The organism is Clostridium estertheticum (genome assembly GCF_026650985.1).
Taxonomy (GTDB): domain Bacteria; phylum Bacillota; class Clostridia; order Clostridiales; family Clostridiaceae; genus Clostridium_AD; species Clostridium_AD estertheticum_C.
Genome location: NZ_CP086239.1, coordinates 4484256 through 4502985, shown reverse-complemented (window position 1 = coordinate 4502985; position 18730 = coordinate 4484256). Strand labels below are relative to the sequence as shown.

Sequence of the window (18730 nt, the reverse complement as noted above, 5' to 3'; positions counted from 1 at the left end):
CTCAATAGCAAAACAATCAAATCCTCATATTTTCTCAAAAATAAATTTAAATATCTTTAATCTGCTTTTTAAGCTTATAAATTATATCTCTAAGCTGGGCAGCTTTTTCAAAATGTAAATCCTTAGCCGCCTGCTTCATCTCATTTTCATACTTATCCATTAATTTTTTAGTTTCATCATAATTTGCTTCTTTAGCCGCTTCAAGAGATTCATATACCTCTTCATCCTCTGCTACCATTATAGATCCTATTACATCTCTAATATCTTTTACAATAGTAGTTGGCACTATATCATGCTCTTCATTATATTCCATCTGAAGTTTCCGCCTTCTTGTAGTTTCATCCATAGCCTTTTTCATAGATTTTGTAATTCTATCTGCATACATTATTACTCTACTCTCTGAATTTCTTGCGGCCCTTCCTATTGTTTGAATTAATGATGTTTCAGAACGTAAAAATCCTTCCTTATCTGCATCAAGTATCGCAACAAGTGCAACCTCTGGAATATCTAATCCTTCTCTTAAAAGATTTATACCTACTAACACATCAAATGTGCCAAGCCTAAGATCCTGGATAATTTTCATTCTTTCTATTGTATCAATATCAGAATGCAAATAAGTTATTTTCATATCCATTTCTCTAAAGTATTTAGTCAAATCCTCTGACATTTTTTTAGTTAGTGTTGTAACCAAAACTCTAAAGCCCTTTTTTATTGTGTCCTGAATGCTAGCATATAAATCATCTATTTGTCCTTTAACAGGCCTTACTACAATCTCAGGATCTAATAACCCCGTAGGTCTTATTACTTGTTCTGCGATGTTTTCACTATGTTCTTCCTCATAAACACTTGGCGTTGCGCTTACAAATACTGTTTGGTTCATGCTACTCTCAAACTCTGGGAAAGTTAAGGGTCTATTATCATAAGCTGATTTAAGTCTAAACCCATACTCAATTAAATTAGTTTTTCTTGATTTATCTCCCCCAAACATAGCCTTAACCTGCGGAAGAGTTACATGACTCTCATCTATAAACATCAAAAAATCTTTTGGAAAATATTGCATCAATGTTTGAGGTGCTGTTCCTGCAGGTCTACCATCTAAAATTCTAGAATAATTCTCTATACCAGTGCAGTAACCAACCTCTCTCATCATTTCAATATCATAATTGGTTCTTTGTTTAAGTCTTTGCGCCTCAAGTGCCTTGTCCTCCGAAATAAGTTCCTTTAATCTCTCCTCAAGTTCCTGTTCTATTTGAGCTATACCGATCTCTAATTTATCCTTTGATGTCGCGAAATGAGAAGCTGGGAAAATAGATACATGTTTACGAATTCCTATAGTTTCTCCTGTAAGTGCATCAAATGATCTAATTTTCTCTATTTCGTCTCCGAAAAACTCTACCCTAATCCCCTCGCTAGAGGACGATGCAGGGAATATATCAATAGTGTCTCCTCGTACTCTAAAAGTTCCACGAATAAAATTCATATCATTTCTTTCATACTGTATGTCTACAAGATGTCTTATTACTTCATTTCTATCCTTTTCCATGCCTTCCCTAAGCGACACTGTAAGTTTTTTATACTCTTCTGGATTACCAAGTCCATATATACACGAAACTGAAGCAACCACAATAACATCATTACGCTCAAGTAACGCAGATGTAGCTGAATGTCTTAATTTATCAATATCATCATTAACGGATGAATCTTTTTCTATAAATGTATCTGTTTGTGCGATATAAGCCTCGGGCTGATAATAATCATAATATGACACAAAATACTCAACACAATTGTCAGGAAAAAACTCCCTAAATTCTGAGCAAAGTTGTGCAGCTAGGATTTTATTATGAGCCAGTACTAAAGTAGGCTTTTGAACTCTCTCAATAATATTAGCCATAGTAAAAGTTTTACCTGAACCAGTTACCCCTTTAAGTGTCTGGAATTTTTCACCCTCTTCAATTCCTTTCACGAGGCTATCAATAGCCTGTGGTTGATCCCCCGTTGGCTTAAACTTTGAATGCAACTTAAACTCATACATAAAATCACCGCCTTGTTTATCATTATATGAACGTTTGTTCGTTACTTTATATTTTAACTATAAGTTTTTAATATGTCAATATGGTATTTCAATTTAGATATTAATTTAACGTTCAAAATCTTTGTATAATAAGCTTGGTTGAACACCCTCATTATTCTGATATTTTCCACTCGTATATTCATCATAATCACCTTCGATACAATGATAATATATCTGACATATTTCAACTCCCGAATAAATTTTTATTGGTTGAACACAAAATATTTCTAGAGTCCAAAACCCTTGAAAACCAACGTCACCAAATCCTGCTGTTATGTGAATGAATAACCCCAATCTCCCAATAGAAGACCTACCTTCGAGCATCGGTACATAGTTATTTGTTCCTGTATACTCAACTGTTCTTCCAAGATATAATTTTCCCGGTTCCAAAACTAGTCCCTCTTTTGGTATAAAAAGCTCTTTAACCTTATTTTCTTTTTTCATATCCAAAGTTAGTTCATCATAAACAAGTAATTCATTATGTAACCTCAGATTATAACTATTAGGATTAAGTTGTTCCTCATTAAAAGGTTCAATTATAATTTCTTTACCTAGCTTTTTCTTTATTTCTTTTCCAGAAAGAATCATGTATTATGCCTCCTCGCATTTTTTGTTTTGTTGATTAATCATGCTCGCTTTTATAAAAATCTAAATCACTTATAGACATTACACATTGTAATTAATACTCTATTTTAAAAGCTAGTGAAGCTACTCTCTTCAGTTTTAAATTAATTTTGCTATAAAAGATATTACCTGCGCTGCTGGAATTAATAAAAACTGCGCTAAGATTGTTCCCACTATTAATCCCCCAACAATAAAAATTATACATCTATCAAACTGCAATTGACTACATTCTCCATTTATTACATCATCCGTTAAAATTGATATAAATGGATCTATGAATATAACCATAAGTATTGTTGCACTGCCATTTATAACAGCTGATAATGTGCTACATGTGGTTCTTAATTCTGGATTTAAACATCCTGCATACAATGATGCCAAAACACCAACAGTCGATATAGAAAAAGCTATAGTATTAAGCAATATTATTTTTTTAGGCATCATTTTGAAACTCTTAAATTGTGCAAAATTCTCTTTTTTAGGTTTTGTAACACTACTCTTGAACTGCTCTATTCCTGATTTTGAAAAAGCATGCATTAATAATTTAGGTATAGAACGATTAATACTAAATGATTCTACTACTTTTTCAAAAACCTTTATAAATGTTGGCATAAGTGCTGAACCAATAATTGTTGCAATTGTTGTAGAAAATAGTATCCACCTAAAGGTAGATAATAAACTCTGAGGATTTCCTGTTTTTATAGTACTTTCAATTGTTTTAGCAAGTAGTGGTGCTTGAACGCTGTTTGCAGTTCTAGAAACCAAAGCAAAAATATTAAATACCGCAAAAGATACCGCTATTCTTCCTGTTCTTACCCCAACAATTCTAACAGAATAAGCTAGCGTTGAAATTATGGAAATGATAATTGTAAGAATTAAAACTATTATTACTTGTGTAGACATTTATATTCCTCCATCACCTTTAGAATACAATTACGTATTTGGCTATCGTTATTTATAAACTTCATAATAACACACCTAACAACTATATATTGCTAATTATCCCTTCTAATATAAATAAAATCTACAAAAAGAATAGGGTACTAAGTCCCTATTCTATCATTCAGTGTTGCTTTTATAATTGTCTCAATATTAGTGCTGCAATAAAAAAACTTTATTAACTTTTCAATTTAAAATCTAGAATTTTTGACAAAGCGTTTACATTGCCTTTGAAAGGGAAACAAAGTAGCTTATTATCATCTTCAAATATCATAAAAAATGGTGCATCATGCTGTGGAATTATTATAAAAACATTATCTACAAGTGCGTTTAAACATTTTCCGTGTACCTTAACAGCAGGGTAAATTGGAACTCTAATTGCATACCCATCATCCGTAAGTGGTTTACTTTTTGGATATAAACTATCCACATCCTTTATCGAGCTTACAACCATATTATGAATTTCATCATTTAACTGAACTACCTTTACTACCTTATCTTGTTTTGGATCAAAAATTTGAACATATTTAAATCCTATAGAAGAAGCCACCGTTGAATGCAATAACATAATAAATAAGGACATAACTATTAATACTTTTTTACTCATAAACATCACCCATTTATTAATATCCCCATAATAAATTTAGTTATGTTGTAATAATATATATATTATAATGAATTCTATCTTTTTCTTAGAGAATGCTAACAAAAGTATATATTGCGCATAATACGTTTGAACAAGCCTTAGTAATTCTTAATTTATTTTATTTTCAGATGCGTGAAGAAAAATGCATGTTTGAGTGAAGCGAGTTTGCATTTTTTAGCAACTGAAAACAAAATGAATTTTAGAATTACTTAGCGATGTGAACGTATTTCAGCAATATATACTTTTAGTTGTAGCATGCTCTATGAAAAATTTAAAACTCGTCTTTACTTCTTATCTTTGTCTTTGTCTTGGTCTTTGTTTTCGTCTTTGTCTTTGTCTTCGTCTTGGTCTTTGTCCTCGTCTTTGTCTTGGTCTCTTATTTTGTCAATTACCTCTTTAAATGTCTCGTCATTCATATTAACTATAGCGGTATCTTTTGGTATCTCCCTAGGTACAATTACTATTCCTAGCCTTTTATTCGAAGCCATATTGCTATAATTTACATTTTTAAGATCTCCAAAGGGCTTCTTAATTTTTAAAGATAGCGAACTAAAATTTCCTTTAATTATATTAAAGATTTCTTCCTCAGCCTCTATCGCTTTACCATTAAGCTCAACTATCAAGTCTCCACTTTCAATTCCCATTTGAAAAGCAGGAGATTTAGGGGCTACTGCAAGCACCATAATCCCCTCATCACTACTGCTAAATTTAGGTTTCATCGTGAACTCCATATGCTTTTCTAACCTAAGCATTGCCTCGTGTACTACTGCCGCAAATATTAGAATAAAAAATTGATACGCTGTGCCTAATACTGCGAGTTGTGATACGGCCGTTAGTAATAATCCATAAACCATGATTAAAGCACCTGAAGTAAGAGTCTTCGCCCTCTTACTCTTAGTAAACGTAATGCCACTATACCCTATTACTCCATACAATGCAATCGAGGCTATAACCGAATTCTTCACAATTCGATCTATTATATTACCCTTTATTAAATGTCTCCATTCAGGGATCATTACGCTCTGTCCAACCACTAAATTCGATGAAGTTGCACTTAAAAGTATAAGTAACGCAATCGGTAACGCCCAGTATCTTTTTAATGCGAACCCACCAACAATTTTGTTATCTCTGTTGGTAAATACCGGGATAGCTCCTCTTGAACCATCTATCATAACTAGACTTCCCTCTACAATATGTAATATTCCAACCAGTGTCATTAAAGTCAAAATATCAATGTTTATAACATCTAATTGTGGCATATTTAATGTGTTTGCTGCATATTTAAACAATAAACTGGCTATACCTAGTACTGCACCAGAATAAGAAAAGCAAATAAATCTAGGCTTAAATGCCATAAAAAATAACGAAACCATAAACAATAAATAAATGTTTGAGTTTTCATCAAAAACTAATCCTGCGTACGTAAATATTAGACTAGCTGCAGCCCCAGCAAAAATACCTATTACAATTTGAGAAATAGTTAATTCAAATGGCGAGTCTAAACTTTCTCCCATTATCATCTTCTGCATAGCAGCAATTTTCTTGTTTTTATTATAAAAAATCAATGCAATCATTATTAAAATAAACGCATTTGAAGGGTCTGCAATTGCATAAGCAACTGCTCTTAAAGTATGTATTGCAATCTCCATTGGATAAAATTCTCCTCCCATATTAATGAAGTTTATTAAATCAATAGACTCATTAACAAAAATGTTCTTAAAAACCAAATATCTACCATGTTATTGGTAGATATTTGTTAATTATTACTTAATTTTATCCGTAGCTATCTCCAAGGCTTTTTTAAATTGTGGATCTAAATCTCTATTATATACTTTCTCTTTAAGTGCTTGTGGATACACTACTGCAACTCCTGGTTTAATCCCAATATGCTGTATATTTTCACCATTTGGAGTATAATATTTTGATATAGTTACCTTTAATGCAGTACCATCATTAAACCCACTATTACCTCCAGAAAGCATAGTTTGAACTATACCCTTACCAAAGGTTTTTTCTCCAACTAGCGTACCAACTTTATAGTCTCTTATAGCACCCGCAAAAATTTCTGAAGCACTTGCCGATCCCGAATCCGTTAGTACAGTTAATGGCATGCCTATCGCTATACCACCCTTTGACTTATACTCAATCTTTTTCTTGTTTTTGTCTATTGTGTATACTATATTTTTTCCCTTAGGTACGAAATTAGATGTTAAATCTACAACCTGATCTAAAAGTCCGCCTGGATTTCCTCTTTCATCAACTATTAAACTCTTCATTCCCTTACTTTGTAATTCCGCTAATTTTTTATTGAAATTAGCAGCAGTATGTTCATCAAACATCGTAAGTTGAATATATCCAATTTTATTTGGTAACATTTCACCCTTAACTGTTACTAAATCGATAGTAGCACGTTTCATATTAACATTAAAATTAGTTTTTCCTTTTCTACTAAGTGTTAATGTAACTGCCCCGCCTTCTTTACCTTTCATCATAGCAACTGCCTTTTCTAATTCTTTCCCAGTAACTTCAGTTGAATTAACCTTTTTTATGATATCCCCAGAAATTATCCCTGCCTTTTTAGCTGGTGAATCATCAAATGTTGAAATTACAACTATGTTATCATCTTTAACTCCCACTTGTAGGCCAAGACCAGTGTAAGCGCCTTCTGTTTGAGTATTAAAATCTGTATACTCTTTTTTGTTCATGAAAACTGTATAAGGATCATTTAAGGAATTAGTCATACCCTTTATAGCTCCCTCTACTAAAACATCATCACTAATTTTACCATCATAATACTGATATAATTTATTCCTGACTAAAAATAGTTTTTGAAACTTTAATACTTGTTCATAATCATCTCTTGCAATTATTACTTTACCGTTTGGAGTCCCTAAAGAAATGCGATTTGAAACAAACAAAGTTATACAATTAGTAATAATAAGTAACACTACAATCCATATAATTTGTTTCTTTTTTCTCCCTTTAAATCCTTCACTATCATTTCCAACAGTTTTAAAACTATTAAACTTATTTTCATCACTCATTTTATACACCTCTTTGCGATTCTCTATATATTATTATGTAATTATATATAATTTATAACACTAATATTAAATAAACATATTTAACGACATTTTAGAAGGGAACTAATTCCCTTCTAAAGTCGTTAGTTTTAAAGTTTTTATAATATAAACAGCTTCATAGATCATTAAAAACTTTACAAATTAAACTTTAATATTATACAATCAAGAACTTTCTTATTGATATAGAACTTCCTAATGCTCCGATAATTAAGCCACCTAACATAAACTGCCATAAAGTTGTGCTTAATATCATATAAGGATTAATTAATGTAATTCCAAGTAACGCACTAGTAGCCTTATCAAAAACTAGCTTATAAGCATAATACAGTACCCCAGTAGAAATAATTGCTCCTGATATTCCAAGAAGCATTCCCTCAATAATAAACGGCCATCTTATGAACCAATCAGTTGCGCCAACGAATTTCATAATTCCTATTTCTTTTTTTCTAGAGTATACGGTAAGCTTAATTGTGTTTCCAATTAAAAATAAAGATACACTTATTAGGATTGCAAATAATACAATTCCTATAGCTTTAAGAGTATTTGTTATTTTTATAACCTTATCAACGATTTCCCGTCCATCATTAATTTTATCTATACCTTTTAATCCAGTAGCAGCCTTTACGACACTACTTACTATCTCAGGTTTTTCTACCTTTACAACATACGCAGTTGGAAAAGGGTTATTCTTGTCAAAACCTTTTGTTAAGGATTCGCTATCCTTTCCAAATTGTTTCTTTGCATTGTTTAGTGCATCATTCTTATCTTCAAACTTAATACTTGAAACTCCCGCTACTCCATTCAAAGCTCTTTCTATAGCTGACTTTTCTGATATCGTTACATTATCTTTAAGATAAACTGTAGCCTCAAGTTTAGCTCCTAGCTCCTGAACTCCTGCGTTAACATTAAAAACAATTAGCAAAAATACGCCTAAAATAAATAGCGTAGCTGCAACTGTAGCCACCGACGCTATACTAACAGTTTTATTTCTTTTTAAACTCTTTAAAGCATCCATGATAAAATATTTAATTGTACTAATCTTCATAACCGTATCTTCCCCTCTGCTCGTCTCTAACTAGAACACCTTTTTCTATAGCGAGCACTCTCTTCTTCATAGCATCCACTATGTTCTTAGCATGTGTTGCCATAACCACAGTGGTACCTGCTTTGTTAATATCATTCAAAATATCCATAATTCCTAATGCAGTTTCTGGATCTAAATTTCCTGTTGGCTCATCTGCTATTAGCAAAGTGGGATTATTTACTATAGCCCTTGCAAGTGAAACTCTTTGTTTTTCTCCACCTGAAATTTCATTAGGAAAAGCCATATGTTTTTTTGACAGTCCAACTAAATCTAAAACATAAGGTACCCTTTTTCTAATATCTTTTGCAGAACATTCTGTAGCTCTAAGTGCAAATGCTACATTTTCATAAACATTTAGGGAATCAATCAATCTAAAATCTTGGAAAACTACCCCAATCTTTCTTCTGTAATATGGTATATTCTTTCTAAGTATGTTTGTTATATCTACATCATTTATAATAACACTACCCGTAGTTGGTTCTACCTCTTTTAAAAGTATTTTAACAAAAGTAGATTTACCCGCTCCACTAGGCCCTACAAGGAATACGAATTCCCCCTTTTCAATAGTAATATCAATATTCGACAAAGCTATTACATTATTATCATAGATCTTAGTTACTTTTTTCACTTGTATCATATTAAAATCTCCTTACCACGTTTATATATTCATTACAGTAAAATCACTAATAACATTATAACATAATGACAATGCCTTAATAAATTTTAATATAAAAATTTCGTGAATATTCTTTAAAATTATTATGTATTCTAGTAGCAATCTCGCCCTTTATGGTAACAAGCTTCTACATTATTTTATTATTTCTCTATTTTAACACTCTCTATATAGTTCAATAAAATAGATAAGGGCATTAAATACCCTTATCTATTTTATAAACCTACACTTATTAAAAGTGCTGTATCTACTTTTTTCATATCACCATCAGTCATGTGACCAATTTTTTCTTTTAATCTTTTTTTATCTAATGTTCTTATTTGTTCCAGCAAAACCACAGAATCTTTGTTTAGACCATACTCTTCTGAAGAAATTTCAACATGAGTAGGGAGTTTCGCTTTATTTATCTGAGAAGTAATAGCTGCAATAATAATAGTGGGACTGTACTTGTTGCCAATATCATTTTGAAGTATAATTACTGGTCTAATCCCGCCTTGCTCTGAGCCTACAACCGGGCTCAAATCAGCATAAAATATATCTCCTCTTTTTACTATTGTTGTCATTTGACAAATCACTCTCCGAAAGCTTAACTTCGTATTCTTTAAACTCTTTAATATCTTTTTCAAAACCCATATTAGCTATTTTTAAATTTAACTCAGCCATTTCTAAATATCCTTGTTTCATTCTATCTATATAATTAAGTCTTTTCTTTTCCTCAATATATAGTATTATAGCATCCCTAATAAATACACTTCTTTTTTTACAATCTTTTTTAAGTGCCTTATTAAATTCAATGTAAAGTTCCTCTGAGAGGTTTATTACTAATTTCTTTGAAGTCGACATAGAGAATTTAATACCTCCTATTTCGTAAAGCAACAATATGTATAAAATTATTATAATTCAATCTATGTCAATCTGTCAAAGAAATTATTCGTTTTTTCGCCTTTTTTCAACAAGTTATTTTACATAAAATAGTATTATTATACATACTCTTTTATCTTTACAACTTCTCCTTCCTTGATGTATACTCGCGGAACTCTTTTACCAATCATACAAACTATCTCATAACTTATAGTACCTATTAGCCCGCCGACAATGTCTGCATTAAATTTATTATTTTCCTCTTCGCCTATTAGTATAACCTCGTCCCCAACTTTTACTCCATTGATATTTGTAATATCAATCATGCACTGATCCATACAAATTTTCCCTATAACTGGAGCAAATTTACCTTTTATAATAACCTTTGCCTTTTGAAATAAAAGCCGTGTATATCCATCAGCATAACCAATTGGAAGTGTTGCTATAACACTTTCTTTATCTGTTTTATATTCTCTTCCGTAACCCACGTATTCTCCAGGTGGCAACGTTTTTATATGTACAACATTTGTTTTTAAAGTCATGGCTGGTAATAAATCTAGCTTTTCCTTATTTACCTCATCAGACGGATAATAACCATAAATTATTATTCCTGGTCGTACTGCCTCATAATGGATTTCAGGTAAATCTATGATAGCCGCACTATTGGCAATATGTCTTGTGTTTATGTAAACTTTTTTTGCTTTTAATTTTTGATAAAACTCATCAAATTTTTTCACTTGGATATTAGTATATGTCTTATCTTTTTCATCTGCGGTTGAAAAGTGGCAAAAAATCCCTTCTATGGTTACGTTAGGTAATAAACTTATCTTATATACTTCTTGTACACTTTCATCACTTGGTAAAAAACCTATTCTACCCATCCCTGTGTCTAAAGCTATGTGTATTTTTGCTGTTTTATTTTCGTCTTGAGCCATTTTTGATAATTGTTTTGCAAATTCATATGAAAATACAGTTTGTTCAATATTATACTTTAACAAATTGTCTATAAGTTCCGGTGGTGTAAACCCTAATATCATTATTGGGCATTCTATGCCCGAGCGCCTGAGTTCCATTGCTTCACTTAACATTGCAACGGCTAAACTATCTGCACCATTTTCAAGTAGTACTGGAGCTACATCTACAGCCCCATGCCCATAAGCATCTGCCTTTACAACTGCCATAATTTTTTTACTTTTCGTTACCCGTCTAATCTCACGCATATTATGAGCTAGTTTATCTAAATCAACCTCAGCCCATGCAGGTCTTAAATGTTTAAACATTACCTTCACCTCATTTGTTACTAAAATTTAATATAATTATGGAACATTAAACTCTTTAGGTTCAATCTTTAAGTTGGCAACAAAATTAGTATATGTTATATTAATTTTTTCTTTACCACTAGTATCGTAAATAATCATTTTTTCTGGCAACATACTTTTATTATTAACATATAAAAGTGCATTATTAATATTTTTATTGTTACCAGGTATAAATAAATTAATTACTGTGTATTCAATATTATTAACGTTTTTAGTAACATATTTTATTTCCTCATTAGTATACAATAATCCTATGTATTCACCTATAAAACTTAGTTTAAGTACTTCATCAAAGCTTTTGCTTTGTACATATGACCTTCCATTATTTTTATCATCAATATAAATTTTATCATCTGATTTATATAAAAACACTCTGTTTTTGTTTAACTCTAGTTTATATCCGCCTCCCTTTAAATAGGATTGTTTTGCCTTATAGTTAATTGTCTGCTTATCATTCTTTATATCCATGTTCATATTTGTAGTATAGCTATCCATGTTTTTTAAAAAGGTTGTAATATCATTAGTATCCTTTGGGGTTTTATCACAAGAAATAAATAGCAGCGAAGTTAAAACGAACAAAAGACTTAAAAATAATAACGATACTTTTTTCATTGTTATCCTCCTAGCATTTCTCTAGAGATACAACAATTATTATTGTTGCAAGCCTTATTAGCTCACTCTACTACTTATATTATTACTAATGATTACATACTATTACTAAAACAATTAATTATAATTAATCAGGTACCTTCGCTATTTCCAAAACTTCTTCATTTTTCTTTTCAACTTCTAATATAGCATAAGCAATTGCGCTTTCTTCCCCATGAGATATGCTAAGATGAATATTATATTGACCTTCTTTTTTAGCTATTAACTTTGCTTTTCCTTTTAAAATTACTACTGGTTTTCCAAGGGTTGTCCGATCAACTTCAATATCTTTAAAATCAAACCCCCTAAAGCCTGTCCCTAAAGCTTTTGCTACAGCTTCTTTTGCAGCAAATCTTCCGGCCACATATTCAGCCCTTAAATTTCTACTTTTCAGATATTCTAGTTCTGAACTTGTAAAAATTTTTTCTAAAAACTTATTGTTGCTTTCCATTGCATGTTTTATTCGTCTGATTTCAACTATATCAGTACCTACACCTAGAATCATAATTATCAACTCCCACTTGTTAATCTATGTTTACAAATTTAAAGTTTTAGTAAGCTATTGTATTATATTATAATGGTATACTGTTATATTATAACTATGACCATTTATAGTATTATACTCTATAATTTTGTAATTTTCCATTATACAAAAAAAGAGAATAATCGTCCTCTAAAGGTGGAATATTCTCATCAATATGTTAGGTTAAAATAAATTATTAACAAGAAGCTATATTTGCTAACACTTCATCAAAATCACTAGTATACTCATCAATATACTCACCCAATATGTCAATCATGTGAATAGGTGATACTGTATTATCGCATAATATTTTCAAAAGATTTTTAACTTTATACCTTTGGGGACTTATATTTTGTACGCAGTCTCTTTGTATTCTTACAACTGTACCATTGGTAATATCTTGCCTTTCTATTTCAATGCCATAAGTTTGTATTTCAGTAAGCTTACCATACATTGATACAGACATGTGACTTTTTACCAATCTGTAAGCATAATTATAATCCACATCACCATCTGTTATTTTTTTATACAAATTTTCTATAATTACCATATGCGTTTGCCTCCCATACTTTCTTATGAGAATACAGTAACATTACTTTCAAAAAAAATATGTCATTTCGTGAAATACGTTTACATTATCTTATCTCTTTTTAATGACAACTTCAACCCTATAAACCCATAAAGTCACGATTAAGAAAGAATAGCAATAGATTACAATTTATATACAGTAGTTTATTTGTCGAAATTATAATAAATATAACTAAAAGTTTTTTATATAAAATTGAATATTCTTAAACAAATTATAATCGTTTTTTAAAAAAACCTTAATTTAATGAAAAATATTGTTATTTTGTAAATATTTATCATATTGTCTTAAAATTTGACATGATGTTTTATTTATTTTTTAATTTAACTTTATTATTTATAAATTTTATTTTTTAATTCTTTTACCATTTTATGTCTATCAACACCAATATACCTACATAAATCCTCTAATATTAATAGTGTAGCAATGACCATAGTACAATCCTCTTTGTTGTAATCCTCTAAAGCATATCTATTTATATATATAATTTTATTCACTTGCTTACAACTAATAGTTTTATATAATTCATTCAGTGTATCATACAGTATTGAGTATGAAATTAAAATAAAATCTACTTTCGACTTTTCGGACCCATTAACCACTCCCCTAATAATCTTATTTAAAAAGGTATTCTTATAATATTCCAGCATTTTCAAATTATAATTATTCTCTATAAATTTGCCTACTACCCCTGCATCAATAAGTGTTATTTCACCCTTTGTATTAAAAAAAACACCAGCATCTAAAATCCCACTTTTTTCATTAATCTCTGAAAGTATTTGTTTCATCCTATAATTAAAGAAACTAGTAAATTCACCCTTAGTAATAAAAGACTCAAGTTCCGTTGTAGCAACAACATAAACTAAGTCAGAAAAATTTTTATAAATCTTCTTTAAATGTTTTTTATCATTATTCTCCATATCACTCATAATCACATCTCTCTTCACCAAAATAAATTAATTGAGAACTCTCAATTGTATTACATTTAGTGTGGCATAATAAATATAAACTATACCAAATAACATGAAAATAAATACTAATAATTTTTATAAAAAAAACATTTAAAAAAATTTTATTTCTTAATGGGTTTCGAGTTCGTATTGCAAGTCACTCAAGAGATTCGATACCTTTACTTTAACGCCGCATCAATACCATCTGCCAAACCCTTTGCTAACTTATCTTGGTAGGATTCAGTTATGAGAAGCCTTTCTTCACTACTATTCGATAAGAAACCCATCTCCACTAAAATAACAGGGACCTTAGACCAATTAAATCCTGTCATATCATCTCTTTCAACAACGCCTCTATCATTCATTCCTACATCATTAATAAGATTTCTAAAAACTACTTCTCCATATTGTTTGCTCAACTTGTATATTGGATCTGTATTTTTAGTATCTGTAGGTACAAGCATTGACGCTCCACTAACAGATGAATTATCATTTGAATCTGCATGGATTCGTATAACTAAATTTGCCTTAGAATCGTTTCCGACCTTAGCCCTTGCAATATTCCCAAGCATTTGTTTATTCTCTGTCTTAGTCATTATTACAGTATATCCTTTTTTACTAAGCAAAACTTTCAGTCTAACTGCTACCGCCATATTAACCACATACTCAGGCATTTTTGTATTAATTCCTTCAGCTCCACCTGGCTCCTTTATTTTCATTATAGTTGAACCTGGTGCTTGCTTTTCTTGCTCGAAGCTAGTAATACTTGCATGTCCTGGGTCTATAACAACTACCTTCGCCAAATTTTTGTCCAAATCTTTCTGTTTTTTTAAAATTTCTTTATTTTTGTTAATTTTAAGCAGCGCCTTATCATCTTTTACTGCCTCTGCTTCTTTTACTTTTTTTGCTTTCGCTAGTAACTTTTCATTAGCGATCTTATTCAATTTTTTATTTTGCTCATTTGTTTTTATAGCTTGTACCGATTTTTCATGTTCCTTTTTTACATAATTTACTTTATATAATACTCCACCTATAATAACAAGACACATAAAAGCTAATAATATTTTTTTAATTTTAATCATTTTACCCTCCTGGATTCTTTCTGTAAAAATAGAAATAATGTATGTTTATTGTACCATTTCTTTATTAACACATATGATTTTTGAATATTATCTTTAAATCTCATAAAATATGTTTTTCTATTAAATACTAATTGATACAAGTTATTGTCTTAATTATGTTTTATATATTAAATGCCAAGTATCTCATAGTATTAAAGAAAATAAAAAGCTTAAAATAATAAAAGTAAATATATAAAAAAAGGAGGACTTTTAATGGCTCATAATAACAATATGTACTATAATGACGATCGTTATAAAGTTGAAAAAGCTAATGAACTAGAAATGCTTGAAAAGCATTCATATATAACCTCCTTTGAAGAATCAAATGAGGTTATAGTCAAACATCAAACCAACAGTGACAAAATGAACGACTTTGTTTAATTATCATTTTATTCTTTTTGTTAAAATTTACTATAAAAATAAAGCAAGCAAATTCCTAAGGAATTTGCTTGCTTTATTTTTATAGTATTATACCGCAAACTCTTCTTGTGGATTCAAAATGAATTTGTTAATAATAAATGCTACACCATCTTGATCATTAGTTTTAGTTATAAAATTAGCAACTCTTTTAACCTCTGGATATGCATTTCCCATAGCAACTCCAAGTCCAGCATATTTAATCATATGGATATCATTGCCTGCATCCCCTATGCATATAACTTCTTCTTGTTTAATATTTAATTTTTCAGCAAGTGCTGCTACTCCCGCACCTTTATTAACTGATTTAGGGAGAAACTCTAAGTAGAAAGCTGCACTTCTAACTACTGTATATTTATCACTTACTTCCTCTGGAATTTTCCCCATTACATCTTCTATAACTTCTGGCTTGTCTACAAACATAACCTTAACTATAGTAGTACTTGCAGGTACATCGTCTACAGCAATTATATCATTAGGAATATGATTCATTTCTGCTTCGTGCCTAGTGAATGTCGTGTCTTTGGGAGAAATTACCGAATCTTCCGTTAATGCATGTATATTAACATTTAGCTTTTTGCTTAAACTATATATATATTTATAATCTTCAAGAGTTAATGTTGTTTTAGATATTATCTCATTACCTTCACAGTTCTGGACAAGTGCTCCATTAAATGCTACTGCATAATTATCCTCTGAAACTAAATTAAGTTCTTCTAGATATCTTTTAAATCCAATTAGAGGTCTTCCTGATGCCAGTACAACCTTAACTCCAATATCTTTTGCTTGTTGTATTGCATTAAAATTAGCTGGTGAAATTTTCTTTTCACTATTTAATAAGGTTCCATCCATGTCTATTGCTATTAATTTATACATTTTTTACCCCCACGTAACCACTTTTCTTAAACTAAATATAGTATATCATAGAATTTTATAAGTAATGGATTACATGTTTTATAAACTTTATATTAATTATTTTAGTGTAACCATATTAATTTATTACAAATATAATTAATATTTGCTTTCTAATTACTTTATAGATATTATTACATAATACTAATAAATAAACTTCTGGAGGGACATAAATGTTATTTAATCTCAATGAATTTTTAATGTCAATATCCTTTGCTTTGGATTTTGTAGAGCTTGATATTACTGGCGCTACTTCTAATCACAGCAAAAGAGTATCTTATATATGCTACAAAATGGGTGAGAACTTAGGTTTTACAAGTAATCAACTATATGATTTAACCGCACTAGCAATTCTGCATGATAATGGAGTTAGTGATAAAAGGTTACATGATAAATCATTAGGTACATCTCTTAACAACTTTTCTTTAATAGAACGTAAAAAGGAACACTGCATCGTTTCGGAGAAAAACATTAAAAGTTTTCCATTTAGTACTAATGTATCTGATGTGCTACTATATCATCATGAGAATTATGATGGAACAGGCTATTTTAGGCTACCTGGGCCAAATATTCCACTAATGTCCCAAATAATTCATCTTTCTGATATTCTTGATATTACTTTCAGTCTAGATCACCTAAATAATGAAGAACATAATAAGCTTCTATCTTTTATCAATGACAATCGCAATATTATGTTTTCAGATGATATTGCTAATGCATTTTTAAATATATCTAAACACAAAAGTTTTTGGTTGGATTTAAAAACAATGTTCCTCACAACTGCATTAAAAAACTTAATCCCATCAATTTCAATAGAATGTTCCTTTAAAGAACTAAGAAGTATGACTAAAACTATTTCAAGGATAATAGACTCTAAATCTCCCTATACGCAACTTCATTCTAGCGAACTAGCAATTAAAATAGAAAAGCTAGCTAAGTATTATGGTGAAAATGAAGATGACATATATAAATTAGTTATAGCCGCAGATTTACATGATATAGGTAAATTAGCAGTACCTAACTCTATATTAGATGCTGAGAGGAAACTTACCTTAGACGAATACGAAGTAATAAAAGAACACACCTATTATACCCGAGTTGCTCTTCAAGGAATCGAAGGCTTTGAGGATATAGTAGAATGGGCCTCAAACCATCATGAAAGGTTAAATGGTAAAGGTTACCCATTTGGAAAAATTCACACAGAGCTAGACTTTAATTCTAGGCTTATGGGTTGCCTCGATGTATACCAAGCATTGACTGAAGCACGTCCATATAGACCTTCCTTAACCCACACGGCTGCAATGCAAATATTAAACGATATGAAGAATGATAATCTTATTGATTCTAAAATTACAGAAGATATTGATTATATTTTTGGCTCAAATAGTTTCAACCCATTTAAATAAATTGACTGTGCCTAATTCATCCTCAAATATTAATTCTATAAATGGTGCACTTAATTTCTTATACTTTGGCGTATTTCTTATTGTCGCTTTATATCATCTATGGTTATATATTTTTAGAACAGAGGACATCTCTAAGCTTTATTTGGGTTGTCTGTGCATAATTATGTCTTTAAGAGCCTTAATTGTTGGCAACAAATATTTTTTATTTTTATATCCCACCTTAAATTATACTCTGGTTATTAAACTGCAATATTTAACCATCTATCTAGCAGTTTTTTTTATGCTTAGTTTTATGTTTATACTTTTTAAGGAAAGTTCTTCTAAAACTATTAATAATATATGCAAGTTGTTTTGTTTATTCTTTATAGCTACTACTGTTTTCATTTCCCCAATAAACGGCTTTCAAAAATTTGTTCACAGAATTTAGATGAAAGTCATATTTTAGGACGTTTCGGTGGTGAAGAATTTATTGTGTTATTACCCGGCACCTCCTTTAAAGAGGCTGAAATGGTTGGAGAAAATTTGAGACATGCAATAGAAAACAATCCTTTAATTGTTAGAAAATTAGATACAATACCAATTACTTCAAGCCTTGGAGTTGCCTCTATCACTCCTACTACTGAGAATCTAGAATATTTATTTACATCAGCAGACAAAGCTATGTATCAAGCCAAATCTATGGGCAAAAATAAAGTTATGTCAATAAATTTGGATACTGAAAATACAAAAAAGTATGAAGCTTCCCATAATGCTTTGTAAACAAAACTCTAAACTAGATTTCTATAGTTTCTTCGTTTCTGTTTATAAATCATTATAGATAGATTTCATACTTTTTTACAACGTGAGGTGAAATTGAGGTTTAATTAT

At 30.3% G+C, this 18730-nt stretch carries 21 protein-coding genes; 4 read left to right on the top strand and 17 right to left on the bottom strand.

What is annotated here, in order from left to right:
• Positions 1-46: 46 nt before the first annotated feature.
• The 16 genes from uvrB to LL038_RS21570 form a co-directional block, all read right to left on the bottom strand.
• On the bottom strand, positions 47-2032 hold the full coding sequence (gene uvrB, locus LL038_RS21645) for an excinuclease ABC subunit UvrB (RefSeq protein WP_216120627.1): 1986 nt from the start codon (positions 2030-2032) through the stop codon (positions 47-49).
• A 105-nt stretch (positions 2033-2137) separates the two neighbouring features.
• On the bottom strand, positions 2138-2659 hold the full coding sequence (gene dcd, locus LL038_RS21640) for a dCTP deaminase (protein ID WP_216120626.1): 522 nt from the start codon (positions 2657-2659) through the stop codon (positions 2138-2140).
• A 135-nt stretch (positions 2660-2794) separates the two neighbouring features.
• Complete coding sequence (locus tag LL038_RS21635) at positions 2795-3598, bottom strand: lipid II flippase Amj family protein (RefSeq protein WP_216120625.1); 804 nt, start codon at positions 3596-3598, stop codon at positions 2795-2797.
• 214 nt (positions 3599-3812) lie between these two features.
• Positions 3813-4241, bottom strand: coding sequence for a hypothetical protein (locus LL038_RS21630; RefSeq protein WP_216120623.1), 429 nt, complete (start codon positions 4239-4241; stop codon positions 3813-3815).
• 323 nt (positions 4242-4564) lie between these two features.
• The gene (locus LL038_RS21625; protein ID WP_216120621.1) at positions 4565-5929 is read right to left on the bottom strand and encodes a PDZ domain-containing protein; all 1365 of its coding nucleotides are present in this window, start codon (positions 5927-5929) and stop codon (positions 4565-4567) included.
• A gap of 114 nt (positions 5930-6043) precedes the next feature.
• Positions 6044-7324: a S41 family peptidase gene (locus LL038_RS21620; protein WP_216120619.1), complete on the bottom strand. Its 1281-nt coding sequence runs from the start codon at positions 7322-7324 to the stop codon at positions 6044-6046.
• Positions 7325-7517: 193 nt separating this feature from the next.
• Positions 7518-8408 carry a permease-like cell division protein FtsX gene (gene ftsX, locus LL038_RS21615; RefSeq protein WP_216120617.1) on the bottom strand — a complete coding sequence of 297 codons (891 nt, stop codon included), beginning with the start codon at positions 8406-8408 and terminating at the stop codon, positions 7518-7520.
• Positions 8398-9084 (bottom strand): cell division ATP-binding protein FtsE, encoded by a 687-nt coding sequence (gene ftsE / locus LL038_RS21610; RefSeq protein ID WP_216120615.1) that lies wholly within the window; start codon positions 9082-9084, stop codon positions 8398-8400. The genes ftsX and ftsE overlap by 11 nt, the downstream gene beginning before the upstream one ends.
• 251 nt (positions 9085-9335) lie before the next feature.
• Positions 9336-9683, bottom strand: a complete 348-nt coding sequence (locus tag LL038_RS21605; RefSeq protein WP_071614469.1) for a type II toxin-antitoxin system PemK/MazF family toxin — start codon at positions 9681-9683, stop codon at positions 9336-9338.
• On the bottom strand, positions 9643-9963 hold the full coding sequence (locus LL038_RS21600) for a CopG family transcriptional regulator (RefSeq protein ID WP_216120613.1): 321 nt from the start codon (positions 9961-9963) through the stop codon (positions 9643-9645). The genes LL038_RS21605 and LL038_RS21600 overlap by 41 nt, the downstream gene beginning before the upstream one ends.
• Before the next feature lie 137 nt (positions 9964-10100).
• Positions 10101-11261, bottom strand: a complete 1161-nt coding sequence (gene alr / locus LL038_RS21595; protein ID WP_216120611.1) for an alanine racemase — start codon at positions 11259-11261, stop codon at positions 10101-10103.
• Between the two features lie 36 nt (positions 11262-11297).
• Positions 11298-11912, bottom strand: coding sequence for a germination lipoprotein GerS-related protein (locus tag LL038_RS21590; RefSeq protein ID WP_216120609.1), 615 nt, complete (start codon positions 11910-11912; stop codon positions 11298-11300).
• Positions 11913-12036: 124 nt separating this feature from the next.
• Entirely contained in the window at positions 12037-12453 is a 417-nt protein-coding gene (acpS, locus tag LL038_RS21585) for a holo-ACP synthase (RefSeq protein WP_216120607.1), read from the bottom strand.
• A 214-nt stretch (positions 12454-12667) separates the two neighbouring features.
• Positions 12668-13021, bottom strand: a complete 354-nt coding sequence (locus tag LL038_RS21580; protein WP_216120605.1) for a DUF6514 family protein — start codon at positions 13019-13021, stop codon at positions 12668-12670.
• A gap of 368 nt (positions 13022-13389) precedes the next feature.
• Positions 13390-13986, bottom strand: a complete 597-nt coding sequence (locus tag LL038_RS21575) for a hypothetical protein (protein WP_216120603.1) — start codon at positions 13984-13986, stop codon at positions 13390-13392.
• A 200-nt stretch (positions 13987-14186) separates the two neighbouring features.
• Positions 14187-15089: an N-acetylmuramoyl-L-alanine amidase family protein gene (locus LL038_RS21570; protein ID WP_253200206.1), complete on the bottom strand. Its 903-nt coding sequence runs from the start codon at positions 15087-15089 to the stop codon at positions 14187-14189.
• Positions 15090-15341: 252 nt separating this feature from the next.
• On the opposite strand from LL038_RS21570, the gene LL038_RS21565 reads away from it, so the two are divergent.
• Complete coding sequence (locus LL038_RS21565; protein ID WP_216120601.1) at positions 15342-15509, top strand: hypothetical protein; 168 nt, start codon at positions 15342-15344, stop codon at positions 15507-15509.
• An 87-nt stretch (positions 15510-15596) separates the two neighbouring features.
• Here the strand turns inward: LL038_RS21565 and yidA are convergent, their stop codons facing one another.
• Positions 15597-16421, bottom strand: coding sequence for a sugar-phosphatase (yidA, locus tag LL038_RS21560; protein WP_216103733.1), 825 nt, complete (start codon positions 16419-16421; stop codon positions 15597-15599).
• A 209-nt stretch (positions 16422-16630) separates the two neighbouring features.
• Here yidA and LL038_RS21555 point away from each other — a divergent pair, with 209 nt between their 5' ends.
• Genes LL038_RS21555 through LL038_RS21545 form a run of 3 tightly spaced genes read left to right on the top strand, consistent with a single transcriptional unit; the run spans position 16631 to position 18622 of the window.
• Positions 16631-17863, top strand: a complete 1233-nt coding sequence (locus LL038_RS21555) for an HD-GYP domain-containing protein (protein WP_216120598.1) — start codon at positions 16631-16633, stop codon at positions 17861-17863.
• On the top strand, positions 17784-18290 hold the full coding sequence (locus LL038_RS25750) for a 7TM diverse intracellular signaling domain-containing protein (protein ID WP_375292995.1): 507 nt from the start codon (positions 17784-17786) through the stop codon (positions 18288-18290). Before LL038_RS21555 ends, LL038_RS25750 begins: the two co-directional genes overlap by 80 nt.
• Positions 18203-18622, top strand: coding sequence for a GGDEF domain-containing protein (locus LL038_RS21545; protein WP_216120593.1), 420 nt, complete (start codon positions 18203-18205; stop codon positions 18620-18622). The genes LL038_RS25750 and LL038_RS21545 overlap by 88 nt, the downstream gene beginning before the upstream one ends.
• The last annotated feature ends 108 nt before the right edge of the window (positions 18623-18730 follow it).